This window comes from Luoshenia tenuis (genome assembly GCF_014384745.1).
GTDB lineage: Bacteria > Bacillota > Clostridia > Christensenellales.
In genome coordinates this window covers 305709-318286 of the sequence record NZ_JACRSO010000003.1, presented here as the reverse complement: position 1 = coordinate 318286, position 12578 = coordinate 305709, and the positions used below count along the sequence as shown (strand labels likewise).

The 12578-nt window shown below is 60.5% G+C and carries 10 protein-coding genes and 1 other RNA gene; 1 reads left to right on the top strand and 10 read right to left on the bottom strand.

The window, feature by feature from the left end:
• Window positions 1-58: 58 nt before the first annotated feature.
• The 9 genes from larA to asnS form a co-directional block, all read right to left on the bottom strand.
• On the bottom strand, window positions 59-1321 hold the full coding sequence (gene larA, locus H8699_RS08820) for a nickel-dependent lactate racemase (protein ID WP_249285357.1): 1263 nt from the start codon (window positions 1319-1321) through the stop codon (window positions 59-61).
• Window positions 1322-1341: 20 nt separating this feature from the next.
• Window positions 1342-2445, bottom strand: coding sequence for a zinc dependent phospholipase C family protein (locus tag H8699_RS08815; protein ID WP_249285356.1), 1104 nt, complete (start codon window positions 2443-2445; stop codon window positions 1342-1344).
• 148 nt (window positions 2446-2593) lie between these two features.
• Window positions 2594-2693, bottom strand: an RNA gene (ffs, locus tag H8699_RS08810) — signal recognition particle sRNA small type.
• A gap of 88 nt (window positions 2694-2781) precedes the next feature.
• The gene (locus tag H8699_RS08805; protein WP_249285355.1) at window positions 2782-4191 is read right to left on the bottom strand and encodes an NAD(P)/FAD-dependent oxidoreductase; all 1410 of its coding nucleotides are present in this window, start codon (window positions 4189-4191) and stop codon (window positions 2782-2784) included.
• 491 nt (window positions 4192-4682) lie between these two features.
• Window positions 4683-5465 (bottom strand): sugar phosphate isomerase/epimerase family protein, encoded by a 783-nt coding sequence (locus H8699_RS08800; protein WP_249285354.1) that lies wholly within the window; start codon window positions 5463-5465, stop codon window positions 4683-4685.
• Between the two features lie 85 nt (window positions 5466-5550).
• The gene (locus H8699_RS08795) at window positions 5551-6090 is read right to left on the bottom strand and encodes a helix-turn-helix domain-containing protein (protein ID WP_138294521.1); all 540 of its coding nucleotides are present in this window, start codon (window positions 6088-6090) and stop codon (window positions 5551-5553) included.
• Between the two features lie 31 nt (window positions 6091-6121).
• Window positions 6122-7390 carry a CapA family protein gene (locus tag H8699_RS08790; protein WP_249285353.1) on the bottom strand — a complete coding sequence of 423 codons (1269 nt, stop codon included), beginning with the start codon at window positions 7388-7390 and terminating at the stop codon, window positions 6122-6124.
• A 193-nt stretch (window positions 7391-7583) separates the two neighbouring features.
• Window positions 7584-8810 (bottom strand): DNA polymerase IV, encoded by a 1227-nt coding sequence (dinB, locus tag H8699_RS08785; RefSeq protein ID WP_249285352.1) that lies wholly within the window; start codon window positions 8808-8810, stop codon window positions 7584-7586.
• A gap of 140 nt (window positions 8811-8950) precedes the next feature.
• Entirely contained in the window at window positions 8951-10345 is a 1395-nt protein-coding gene (asnS, locus tag H8699_RS08780; protein WP_249285351.1) for an asparagine--tRNA ligase, read from the bottom strand.
• 226 nt (window positions 10346-10571) lie between these two features.
• Between asnS and H8699_RS08775 the strand changes: the two genes are divergently transcribed.
• A complete protein-coding gene (locus H8699_RS08775) occupies window positions 10572-11648 on the top strand; it encodes a hypothetical protein (RefSeq protein WP_249285350.1) in 1077 nt (358 codons plus the stop codon).
• Here the strand turns inward: H8699_RS08775 and H8699_RS08770 are convergent.
• Complete coding sequence (locus tag H8699_RS08770; protein WP_249285349.1) at window positions 11645-12406, bottom strand: DeoR/GlpR family DNA-binding transcription regulator; 762 nt, start codon at window positions 12404-12406, stop codon at window positions 11645-11647. The two genes, H8699_RS08775 and H8699_RS08770, sit on opposite strands and share 4 nt — an antisense overlap.
• Window positions 12407-12578: the final 172 nt, after the last annotated feature.

Here is a 12578-nt window from a genome sequence, read left to right as displayed (position 1 = left end):
CCCCGCGCCGGATGATTACTGAGAATTGACGATTTTCTTCCCCCATCCCCTATCTACCCTATAGGGCGATGGCCGATACCCCGTCGGGCACCACGGCGATCTGTGCGCCGGCCCCCATGGTTTCAAGGGCGTAATCCACAGCCGCCTGCAGGTCTGGCTGCCAGCAAAGCTTCATATCCTCCACCATCTTTCGGGGCAGGTCGCTGACCAGTACCACCTGACAGCGGGTCAATATCTTGCACAGGATCTGGTACTGCCACTGGTCGGGCGGCGTTTGCTCCGCCGGCACCTGGCGGATGCGGGCCAGCAGCTCTTCCGGGCTATCCGCATCCCGCAGCGCCTCGTAAAAGGCCTGCCCGCCGTGCCCGTCGCTGCATTGGGCCGCCAGGATCACCACCCCGCCATCCTTGCAGCACTGGGCGGCCGTGGTCATCCCCTTGACCGCCTGGTAGGCATTCTGGTCCAGCGGATACCCGCCGTTGGAGGAGATCACGATGTCCGCGCGGAACTTTGGCAGCATCGCATGCCGGGCCGCAAAGGTACAGCCGGAAAAATGTGCCCGTTCGGGCTCGCCCGCCACCGCGTGGATCACCTTTTTATCCGCATCCAATACCACATTTAAGATAAACTGCAGTTTGCACGCCTTGGCCGCCCACAGCATATCCCGGTGGATGGGGTTGCCCTCCAGCACCCCGGCCCGCGCCAGGGGGCTGTCGATAAAGGCGGCGTTGTGGTTGTAGCGCACGCTCTGCGCGCTGGCGATGCCGGGCAGCACCGCCTTGCGCCCGCCGGAAAAGCCGGCGAAAAAGTGCGGCTCAATAAACCCCTCGGCGATCAAAAGGTCCGCCTGCGCGGCCACGCAGTTTACCTTAAGTTCCCCGCCCGAGGGCAGGTTGCCCAGGGCAACCATCTGTTCCTCATCAAAGGCGTTATGCATCACAAACCGTTCGTTCCGGGCGATCTCCGGGCCAAAGCGCGCGCTTTTTTCCTCCTCGGTCATCGCGCGGTGGCACCCGGTGGCCACCAGTATGGTGATTTTGGCCTGCGGGTTCCCCTCCCGCAGCCGCTTTAAAATACGCGGCATGGTCAGGCGGCTGGGCAAGGGCCGGGTATGGTCGGAGGTGATGATCACGATATGCTGCTTCCCCGCGGCCAGCGTCTTTAAATCCGGCCCCATCAGCGGGCAGTCCAGCGCCGTGTCGATTTTGTCGCCCTCATCCCGGTTGCCCGTATATTTTGCAGGGTGATATACCCCCATCAGATTTTCCTGCGGCAGCTGCGCGCCGATGGTCTCCTTGCCATAAGGGATGCGGATCTCCATTGTTTTCCCTCCAAACTGCGTTATTTCAAATTGCCCGTTTCCAGTCCCTTGGGGTGCAGCGGCCAGGCCTTTTCCAACTCGCCGGTAAAAACGGACCTGCTGTAGCGCATCTGCACTTTCTCGTCACTGTCAAGGCCCGTTGAATAAGAGCGGTTACCCAGCACGTTCATCGCCTCCTCAATCCCCCACTGGCCGCGCACCGCGCCCAAAATGGCCCGCTGCATGGCGCTGCCCTGGTCCACCGCCCGGTCAAAAATCGAGAGGAAGTCGCTGCGGGAGTGCAGCCCCTCGTCCCAGGGCACGGCCCAATCCACGTGGTTGAGATTCAACGGGTCCATCCCCTCGGGCACCTTTTTAGGCCACAGGCTGGCCGTAGCCACCCCGGGCATGTTATACTTGTGTTCCATTTTGGCCGCCCACTTGGCCTTGCGCCCGTGGGGGTCCCGCATGAACTTGAGCCAGTGGGTCATCTCCTTGATCGTCTCATCCACCATCTCCGGGGTGATTTTTACCTCATACACCTTCGCCGCGGCATTCGCAAACGTACGGGCGATGGCCTGTCGCTGCCAGGCCGGCATGCGGATCATCCTGTGGATGTTGTTGTCGCTGGGGTGCCAGCCATCCTCTTTAAGCAGCGCCACGTCCAGCGCCGATTCGTAAAAACGGTGGCGCGCATTGGTCATGATGATCTCGTCTTGATCCGCCTCCGGCCCGGGGAAGCCCGCGCGGTAGTAGACAAAGGGATGCGCCATGGCGTCCAGCGCCCAGTGGCTGGCAAAGCCCAGCAGGTAGGTGGTCAAAAGCGCGCGCTCCGGCGCCTCTTTGGCCACGTAGGTCAGCATCTCCCGGAAAAACGCGCCGGTCTTTTCCTTATGCATCCGGCTGCCCAGCTCCCGCATTCCCTCGTTATCCTTGGTGGGCAGCAGGTGGTAGTAAAACAGAATATCCGGGCCCTGCGCCCCCAGGGTAAAGGCCATGGGGTGCCGGGCGATCAGGGTCGAGGCCTTGGCATCATCCAGTTTAAAAATCGCCCGCTGCGCGCAGGACCAGTGTGCAAAAAACGCCGGCATAGTCTTTTTCAGCTCCGTTTCCCAATCTGGCGGCGCGTCGGTACCGCGCCGCATATACTCAAAATTATTATATCACATTCAATGTAGATTCGCATACTCCGCCCCGGAGTCCCTTAAATCAATGCAAAAACGGCATGCGCCATTTGAGCACATACCGTTTTTCTCTCTCCAAACCCGATCCTTCCGGGCGCTGGTGTAGGCCTGCTGCCAGGTTGACCCGCGGCACACAGCCACATCCGCTTACTGCTGCTACCTTCCGGTCCTGACAGGGTTCACGGCGGTCTGTTGCACGGGGCCCGGCAACCGGCCTGCATCAACGCCCGGCAAAAACCGGACTTTATCATTATACACGCAAAGGCGCTGCGCCGCAAGGGCTTTTCCGCGCGCCCACTATCCCCTGGCGGCGATATCCCGCGCCACCACCACGCCGGTGACCGAGGCCTGCATCAGCCCCCGGGTAATGCCCGCGCCGTCCCCAATGGCATACAAACCCTGCACCTGGGTCTCAAAGTTGGGCTTCACCTCTACTTTAGAGGAGTAGAACTTTACCTCCACCCCATAAAGCAGGGTGTTTTTGGAGTAGAGCCCCGGGGCCAGCTTATCAAAGGCCCGCAGCGCCTCTACGATGGAGGTCAAGTACCGCTGGGGCAGTACAAAGCTTAAGTCCCCCGCAACCGCGGTCTTAAGCGTGGGCACGGTGGTGGATTTGCGCAGACGGGATTCATCCGTGCGCCGGCCCTGCAGCAGGTCACCCAGGCGCTGGACCATGATGCCCCCGCCGGTGAGCATATTCCCAAGCTGGGCGATATACTTGCCGTATTCGATGGGCTGGTCAAAGGGCTGGGTAAAGCGGGTGGATACCAGCATGGCGAAGTTGGTGTTGCCGGTCTTGCGGTTATCCTCTTTATAGCTGTGGCCGTTGACCACCGCGATGCCGCCCTCGTAGTGCTCCTCGCTGACCAGGCCGCCCGGGTTCATGCAAAAGGTGCGCACCTTGTTCTCAAAAGTATCCGAGTAGTAGACCAGCTTGGCCTCGTACAGATGTTTGGTCAGGTGATCCATTACGGAGTTTGGCACCTCCACCCGCACGCCGATGTCCACCTCGTTGTTCATGGTATGGATGCCCGCGGCCTTGGCCGCCCCGCTGAGCCACTGGGCGCCGCCCCGGCCGGGCGCGGCGATCACGTAAGGTGCGTAGACCGCCTCCTGCTTCCCATCCGCCCTTTCCACATTCACCCCGCGGATGGCGCCGTCCTCCACGATCAGATCCAGCGCGGAGGTCTGCTCCCAAAATACGGTCTGGGTCTTTTCCATCAGGTGTACGTACATATTGCGCAGCACCTCAAAAGCCAGCTCCGTACCCATATGCCGTACCGGGCAGGGGATCAGCTTGATGTTATGCTTGGACGCCTCGTAGGCGATCTCCTCAACCTTGCGGTCGTTCAAGCCATGCACGGTATCCGGCGCGCCAAAGCCAGTATAGACGGTATCGGCGTAATCGATCAGCGCCTGCGCCTCATCCTGGGTCATATAATCGGTCAGGTTGCCCCCCACCTCGTGGGAGAGGGAGAGCTTGCCGTCCGAAAAAGCGCCCGCCCCGGCCCAGCCGTTCATGATCGCGCAGACCTTGCAGTTCACACACTTGCCGGTGGTGCGCGCCGGGCAGCGGCGGTTGTCGATGGTGCGGCCGTTGTCCAGGATCAGCGGCCGGATCCCGGGCTTGCATTTGGTCAGCTCCAGCGCCGTAAAGATGCCGGCCGGCCCCGCGCCGATGATGATCACGTCAAATTGATTTCCCATAATTCTCCCCCAATATCTTTTTGCCTTTTCCGGGCATAGGTAAGGGGACGCCCTTAACTACGTCCCCCGCCCAAAACCTCATGAATTCTATCACGAAAAGATGAGCAAGTCAACCGTTCTTTTCTGCCAATATTTGTTCAAACGTTCGCCTTTTGTACCCGCCCAACGCCTAGGGGGAAGGCACCTTCCCCGCCCGGCGGCATATACTGATTACGACCGGTTTCTGGCCGCGAAAGGAGGCTTTCCCATGTCCGGCGCGCCCCCTAAAGGCAGAAACGCCTGTCTTCCATGCATGGTGCTACTGGCCATAACCCTTTCTATCAACCTACGCCGAGGTTTTGACCCCGTTCCATTTCCCCTGGTGCTGGCGGCGCTGCTGCTATCGGCTCCGCCCCTAAGCGGCTCCGGCGGCGAGGGTTGGGAGGACGAGTAGCAAAAACCCGGATCGCGCCCGCCTAAGGGCACGGTCCGGGTTTTATGTTTAGCGGCAATTAGATGCCGGCCAGCGTCTTAAGGTAGCGGCAGTTGGCCGTGGCGCTCTCCAGCGGCGTGGTCTTGCTCTGATCCTGCTCGGCAACGATCCAGATATCCGGGTCGTCCTTATACAGCTCGTACACGCCGGGGAAGTTGACAATGCCCGTGCCCAGCTCGGTAAAGTCGCCCTGGGCGGTGAACTCTTTAAAGTGCAGCGCCACGATGCGGTCGGCATACTTTTTCACAAATTCCACCGGGTCGTCTCCGCCGCGGGTCACCCAGCCCACATCCGGCACCAGTTTGAGGTAATCGGGGTTCACGTCAAAGATGATGTTCAGCCCCATCTTATCCTTTAAAAATTCCCAGTGGTGGTTATGGTAGCAAAGGGTAATGCCGTTGTCCAAGCACTCCTTGCCAAAGCGCTCCAGCACCTTGGCTTCGCAGCGGAACTCGCTCTCGTCATCCCGCTTAAAATCCGGCCAGCCGTTGGGAAAGCCGGAGAAGAACAGCTTATCAAGCCCCATGGCCTTTGCAATGGTGATAGCCTCCTGCAGGGAAGCGTAGTTCTTTTCGATCGCCGCATCCGAGGTGAACTCGCCGCCGCAGTGCAGCGCCGCCAGCTCGAGCTCGTACTTGTCCAGCATCTCCTTATAAAAATCCACAAATTCCGGGCGCAGGTTCCGCGCGCCCATCTCCAGGCCGGCAAAACCCGCCTGTTTGACCTCTCTAAAGATCAGCTCCTTGTTTTCGGAGTTATTGGCCGGGCCCCAGGTGATACATTGGCATGCAAATTTCGGCATCGGTATTTCCCCCTTCAATCGCTTTTCATAGGGCCCTCCCATCCGGGCCCTCTACCTCAAATTATAGGGCAGCATTAACGCCCTGTCAATGTTCCGATTTTTTACCCTTTTCCCTGCCCAGCGGCAGCAGCGCATGGGTCACCCGGCCTAGGATCTCCACGTCCCGCGGGCGGACCATCAGCGTTTCATAAGCCCCGTTCTCGGCGATCAGCAGCACCCAGCCGTTCTTGCGCTCCAACCTTCTAACCAGGGTACGGCCATCCTTAAACGCTACCAGCGCCAGCTGCCCATCCTCCACAGGGGCGCCCTCTTGCACCTGTAGGCGGCTAAAGCGCACCACGCCTAGGTTTTTCAGGCTGTCGTCCATTACCGTTACGGGGAACGGCTCGCCCTTTTCCAGCGCGGGCTGGATAAATTCGTCCCGGCCCAGCAGGTAATCCAGGCTCACGCCGAAAAAGTCCGCGATCCTGGCCTTGATGGCATCGTCCGGCGTGCGTTGGCCGGATTCGTACTGGGAGAGAGTGGAGGCCTTCAGCTCCAACGCCTCGCACAGCGCCCGCTGGGTCAGCCCCTGGCGGCGGCGCAGCTCCCGTATGCGGATGCCCAGTGCCCGGTCCTTGGCCATGTTCTTCCCTCCTTACCGCATTTTAAGCCCGCTAATCCTTGCGCGGCTCGGCCGCCTCGCTGCCGATCAGGGTGGTGGCCTCGCTCCAGGTTTGGGCCACCCGCTTTTTCCCCTCCGCGTCCATCAGCTGGAGGATCTCCTCCTGGTCATACTGTCCGGAGGGGACGATGCGGTAGTTATACAGCCCGTCGCTCCGGGGGGTGCGTGCCACATAGGTGGGGGTATAGCCCACCTCGCCAATGGTGATCGCGCCGGTCTGCATATCCTTTTGCAGGTTTACCTCCACCATCATGCCGGTGTCCTTGTACTGCGCCCGCTGGTCCGAGAGGAAGTTGCCCAGGGACCATACCACCAGCGCCTCCCGGGTGCTGCCGTCGCTGTTCGTCACCGTGCGCCGCTCGATGGGCTGGAGCATGTGCGGATGGCTGCCAAAGATGATATCGCATCCTAGGGAGAGGATCTCATCGGCCTGCTTTTTCTGGGTGGCGTTGGGCTGGCGGGTGTATTCCTCCCCCCAGTGCACGCAGCAGATCACCACGTCCGCGCCCTCTTCCTTGGCCTTTTTTATGTTCCGCTTGATCTTGCCCATGTCGATCTGGTTCAGCATCCAGCTCCGGTCCTCTTGGGGGATGGTCTCCTCCATGCCGTTAAAGGCATAGCTGTACGCCAGTATGGCCACCTTTACCCCCTTCACATCCGCGATCAGGATCTTTTCCGCATCCTCCTGGGTGGCAAAAGCGCCGGTCTGCATAAAGCCCCGGTCAGCCACATTTTGCACGGTATTAATGATGCCGTCCTTCTTCCGGTCGCAGATATGGTTGTTGGCCAGGGTCAGCACGTCTACCCCCGCGCCTTTCAGCGCGTCCAACAAGGTCTCGGGGCTGTTAAAGGTCGGATATCCGGTGTAGCCCCGGGCCGCCTCCCCCGCGCAGGTGGTCTCCAGGTTGGCCAGGGTCAGGTCGGCCCGTGAGAGGGTGGGCGCAATGGTAGCAAATACGTCCTCAAAGGAATAAGTGCCATCCTCGTTTTTGGCGGATTTGATCTGGTTATCGTGGGTCATCACATCCCCCACCACGCTGATCTGGATATCCACCGGCGGTTGAGGCGTAGGCTCGGGCGTTGGCGTGGCCTGCGCCTGCTCCACTGTCGGCTCCGGGCTGGGCGTGGCCTGCGCCTGTTCGCCCCGCATCAGCTGCCACATACCGCCGCTGGCCGCCCATACGGTCCCGGCGATCAGTGCCAGGAGCAGCAGCAGGATCACAAAAAAACGGCCCTGCGGTCTTCTCTTCTTTTGCGCCATTGGTCTTACCCCCTGTTATTTCTGTTCGGATGCCGCCATGGCATACCCTCACCATTTTGCTTTAAATGCCCGCCAAAGGCCGGACGCGCACGACGCTGCGCTGAATGCAGATATTATAGCACAAATACGCGCTTCTCTGTCCATCGCCGACAAAAAAAGCGCCCCCACGGGAGCGCTTTATAAGTTATACCGCTTACCGGTCCTCTCCCGGGCGCTTTCGGTCGCTCATAATATCGCTGTTTAAAAGCGAGCCGCGGCGCACCGTTCCCCTTCCGAACCGGCCCTCGATGGCGTCCAGCGCCTGCTCCAGCTGCCCCCGGCGCGCCCGGTCCTCCCCGCTGTCAAACAGGTTCAGCTGCTCTGCCGCCCCCTCGCCCACCAGCCCCGCCCCGGTGACCGACATCATGCGGATGGGCTTACCCTTGGGCCAGGCCTCACAGAGCAGCTCCATAGCCTCCCGGGCGATCTCCCCGCTAAGGTCCGTGGGGCGCTCCAGGCTGCGCTGGCGGGAGATCACTTTCAGGTCAGGGTCCTTGATCTGCAGCTGTACCACCGTGCATTTGACCTTGTGGCGGCGCAGGCGCCTGCCCACCGTATCGGCCAGCGCCAGTATCCCGGCGCGCACATCCTGCTCGGTCTCCAGGTTGTGGGCGAACGTGATCCCATTGCCGATGGACTTGGCCGCCTCCTGTTCATCCGGCCGCAGTACGGGCGCATCGTCCAGGCCGTTGGCGTAGCGCCACATCGTCTGCCCGGCCTTGCCCAAAAGCGCGGTCAGCTTCTCCATCTCCGTCCCGGCCAGGTCGCCAATGGTCTTGACGCCTACCTTTTGCAGCGTCTCCGCCGCGCGATGGCCGATGAAGATCATATCCCGCACCGGCAGGGGAAAGAGGATGTCCCGGTAATTCTCCCGGGTGATCTCCGTGGTGGCGTCCGGCTTTTTATAATCGCTGCCCAGCTTGGCAAATACTTTATTGAAGGAAACGCCTACCGATATGGTCACGCCGATCTCCTCGCGGATGCGCCGGCGCAGCTCGTCGGCGATCTGGCGTCCGGTGCCGAACAGGTGCAGGCTGCCCGTCACATCCAGCCAGCTCTCGTCGATGGAGAAGGCCTCCACCCGGTCGGTATATTGGCCGTAGATCTCGTTGATCTGCTTTGAGATGCGGCTGTATGCATCGTGGTGGGGCGCCACCAACGTCAGCTCCGGGCACTTGCGCTTTGCCTGCCAGATGGTCTCCGCCGTTACCACGCCATAGCGCTTGGCCAGCTCGTTTTTTGCCAGAATGATGCCGTGGCGGCTATCCGGGTCGCCACACACCGCCATGGGCACCTCCCGCAGTTCCGGGCGGAACAGGCACTCTACCGATGCGTAGTAGCCGTTGCAATCGCAATGCAGTATAGTCCTGTCCGCAGCCATCTTTCGTCCTCCCCCGTTTTTTCTATCCTTATATTATCATTCCGGCGGCCCGGCGCGCAATCTCACCTGCGCGCTGAAATATCGATGCATTGTACAGAAAAAGCGCGCAGAGGCAAACCCCTGCGCGCCTTTTTCATCGCTTAATACTCCGCCGTACCCACCGTGCGGGGGTAGGGCAGCACATCGCGGATATTGCTCATGCCCGTTAAGTACATGATCATCCGCTCAAAGCCCAGGCCGTAACCCGCGTGCTTGCAGCCGCCGTAGCGCCGGGTATTGATGTACCAGGTATAGTCCTCCTTGCGCATGCCCAGCTCCTCGATGCGGGAAACCAGCACTTCCTCGCGCTCCTCGCGCTGGCTGCCGCCGATCAGCTCGCCAATGCCCGGCACCAGCAGATCCATGGCCGCCACGGTCTTGCCATCCTCGTTCATCCGCATGTAAAAGGCCTTGATCTCCTTGGGGTAACCGGTCACAAATACCGGCCGGGCAAATACCTCCTCGGAAAGGTAGCGCTCGTGCTCGGTCTGCAGGTCGCATCCCCACGCCACCGGGTACTGGAAATTGCGGCCGCTCTTTTGCAGCAGCTCGATCGCCTCGGTATAGCTCACGCGGCCAAAATCGGACCCGGCCACGTTTTTCAGCCGCTCCAGCAGCCCCTTATCCACAAACTGGTTGAAAAAGGCGATCTCGTCGGGCGCCTGCTCCAAAACGTAGTTGATGATGTACTTTACCATGTCCTCGGCCAGGGCCATATCGTCGTCCAGGTCGGCAAAGGCGATCTCCGGCTCGATCATCCAAAACTCCGCCGCATGCCGGGGCGTATTGGAATTCTCCGCCCGGAAGGTGGGGCCAAAGGTGTACACGCTGCGCATGGAGAGCGCAAACGGCTCCACGTTGAGCTGGCCGCTCACCGTCAGGTTGGCCTGCTTGCCGAAAAAGTCCTGGCCGTAATCCACGTTTCCCTCCCCGTCTTTGGGGATGTCGTTTAGGTCCATCGTGGTCACCTGGAACATTTCGCCCGCGCCCTCGCAGTCGCTGGCCGTGATGATGGGGGTGTGCACATAGACAAAGCCCCGCTCCTGGAAGAATTTATGGATGGCGTAAGCGCAAAGCGAGCGCACCCGGAACACCGCCGCAAAGGTGTTGGTGCGGGGCCGCAGCGGCGCCATCTGCCGCAAAAACTCAAAGGAATGCCGCTTTTTTTGCAGCGGATAATCCGGCGGGCAATCTCCCTCAATGGCGATGCACTCGGCCTGCACCTCATAGGGCTGGCGCGCCCCGGGGGTCAGCACCAGCGTCCCCTCTACGGTAATGGCACTGCCCACGGAGAGCTTGGCGATCTGCTTAAAGTTCTCCAGTTTTTCTTCCGTAAAGACGATCTGGATGGAAGAAAAGCAGCTCCCATCGTTGAGCTCGATAAAGCCCAGGGCCTTGGAGTCGCGCACGGTGCGCACCCATCCGCTCAAGGTGATCGTTTGCCCGTCCAATTGGCTGGCTGTGTTCTTCAACGCCGCCACGGTGGTCTTGGTCATAGCAAAGGTGCTCCTCTCTAAACCCGGGGTGCTCCCCCGGGATCAATCTTTGTCGGTTCCTCATTTATAATTGGAAGATATTGTTTTTCGTCACTTGCAATATTATACCCTTGCCCCATGCAAAGCGCAAGCGCCCGCCGCCCCATATAGGCGTGATGAAACATATTTTCACCCCGCCCTGCGTATGCTGTACTAGTTCCACGCTCAAACACAAGGAGGTTTTAAGATGCAAACGACGGCGCTGCCCATCTTGTCCCTTATCGCTCATCCGGAATACCCCACCCGCTACCGGGTCAATGGGCGCTTCGTGCCCCCTGGCGCCACGGTTTTCCCCCTGCCGGAAAACGGCGAGGCTTTTATCGAGGCGCTGCCCGCCGCGCCGGTCGAGGGCAAGCGCCTGGTCGCGCGCAGCTGCGCCTTTAGCTTCCGGGATGGGGCGCTGATGCCTCCCGGCGCCGCTGAAGGCATGGAGGTCACCCTCTGGCCGGGCAACGTGGCCGAGGTCTGCTTATCGCCCATGGTGCTGCCGCCCGCGCCCGAGGACGTACGCATCCTAAGCCAGCTGCGCCACGATTTTGGCAGCGGCGATTATCTCATCACCCTGCAATGGACGCCGGCGGGCATCCATTTGAGTATTGCCGGTTTGCCCGGCGGCCATACCGTTTATAACCGCCTTTTGCCCGGCTGCAGCGCGGAATACACCCTTACGCCCGCCACCTTCACCCATGAGGTGGGGGACGACCTGCTTTGCCAGTTCAAGCGGTACGACGGGCGCACCCAGCTGCTGGTGATTACCTGCGCGCGGGGCCGGTTTGCCACCCTTGTGGATACCCCGGCCGACGAGCTGACGGTAGAGGACGGGGAGGTTCCCAACGCCGTTACCTGGCATACGTACAGCGATACCTTCCGCGGCTGGCAGCTTTCCGGCTCCATTTCCGCGGCCGGCGGCGTCAAGCGTGCCCAGGTCTCGGCCCAGCAGCCCTATCTGCGGGTACCCACCACCCGCCAGGAAACCGCGCGCTGTTTTTTTGATGCGCTGCGCTTGGGGCTTTGGGAGGAAGCCCAAAAATACATCAACCCTGCGCTGCGCACAGGGTTGGATCAGTCCATGGTCTATGAATTTACCGGGGATTTCGATTTTATCGCCGCGCCCAAGTTCGGCGGCTTCACGCCCGAGGATACCTTCGCCCTGGCCTCACCCCTGCAGGGGGGCCTACGCACCATGCGCTATCTGACGCTGGATTGGGCCAGCCATGCCGACGACGCCTCGCGCTATAAGATCGATAACATCCGCGCCCACTAGGCCTGAATGACCTGTACCCCGTGCTGCTCTAAATACGCGCGCGCATCCTCGGGCAGCACGTTCTCGCAGATCAGCCCGCTTAGCTCCTTGGCGTCGATCAGCTTGTGCAAAAACACCTCGCCCACCTTGGAGTAATCGCAAAGCAGCACCTTGCGCCGGGCGTGGGCCAGCATTACGCGCTTAAGCTCCGCCTCCTCGATGGAACCCTCCGTCGCCCCGGCCTCGATGCTAAAGCCCCGGCAGGAGATAAACGCCACATCCACCTGGATATTGGCCAGAAACGCCATCGCCGTGCCGCCCACCAGCGACACGGCATTTTCGCGCAGCCGTCCGCCGGTGCAAAGCACCTGTATATTGCCGCACTCGCCCAGCATCTCGGCGGCGCGCAGCCCGTTGGTCACCACCGTAAGGCCGCTGCGCTGCCCCAATAGCGGGGCCAGCTGCAACGTCGTGGAGGAGGAGTCCATCAGCACCGTCTGTCCGTCCTGTACAAAGGTCAGCGCCGCCCGGGCAATGCGCTCTTTCGCCTGGCGGGACTGGGCCTGGCGCAGCAAAAACGGCGCATCCTGCCCGCTGCCCTCCATCAACACCGCCCCACCGTGGGTGCGCTGCAAAAGCCCGTTGCGCTCCATGCGCTCTAAATCGCGGCGGATCGTCGCGCCGCTGACGTCAAACTTTTCCGCCAGCTCCTCCACCGTAGCCACGCGCCGCTCCCGCAGCCAGTGCAATATCTCCTGCATTCTTTCAACCGCTAACATACCATTGGCTCCTTTGATTGTTTATGAGTAAATTCGTTCACGATTTTCATCACCTGTGTCCAAATGAGAAATTAAGCGCCGGGATAGACATTCCTAAACATCACGACTTATAATAATAAAAAATGCCGTTAAGAGCAATAGAAATTCACGATTTTTCACAAAAGAGGTGTTA

Excerpts from the sequence above, each read along its gene's own strand:
- H8699_RS08795 (WP_138294521.1), bottom strand. The coding sequence starts at position 6,090 with ATGGCCAAGGACCGGGCACTGGGCATCCGCATACGGGAGCTGCGCCGC.
- H8699_RS08790 (WP_249285353.1), bottom strand. The coding sequence starts at position 7,390 with ATGGCGCAAAAGAAGAGAAGACCGCAGGGCCGTTTTTTTGTGATCCTG.
- larA (WP_249285357.1), bottom strand. The coding sequence starts at position 1,321 with ATGGAGATCCGCATCCCTTATGGCAAGGAGACCATCGGCGCGCAGCTG.
- H8699_RS08815 (WP_249285356.1), bottom strand. The coding sequence starts at position 2,445 with ATGCGGCGCGGTACCGACGCGCCGCCAGATTGGGAAACGGAGCTGAAA.
- H8699_RS08805 (WP_249285355.1), bottom strand. The coding sequence starts at position 4,191 with ATGGGAAATCAATTTGACGTGATCATCATCGGCGCGGGGCCGGCCGGC.
- H8699_RS08800 (WP_249285354.1), bottom strand. The coding sequence starts at position 5,465 with ATGCCGAAATTTGCATGCCAATGTATCACCTGGGGCCCGGCCAATAAC.
- H8699_RS08775 (WP_249285350.1), top strand. The coding sequence starts at position 10,572 with ATGCAAACGACGGCGCTGCCCATCTTGTCCCTTATCGCTCATCCGGAA.
- asnS (WP_249285351.1), bottom strand. The coding sequence starts at position 10,345 with ATGACCAAGACCACCGTGGCGGCGTTGAAGAACACAGCCAGCCAATTG.
- dinB (WP_249285352.1), bottom strand. The coding sequence starts at position 8,810 with ATGGCTGCGGACAGGACTATACTGCATTGCGATTGCAACGGCTACTAC.
- H8699_RS08770 (WP_249285349.1), bottom strand. The coding sequence starts at position 12,406 with ATGTTAGCGGTTGAAAGAATGCAGGAGATATTGCACTGGCTGCGGGAG.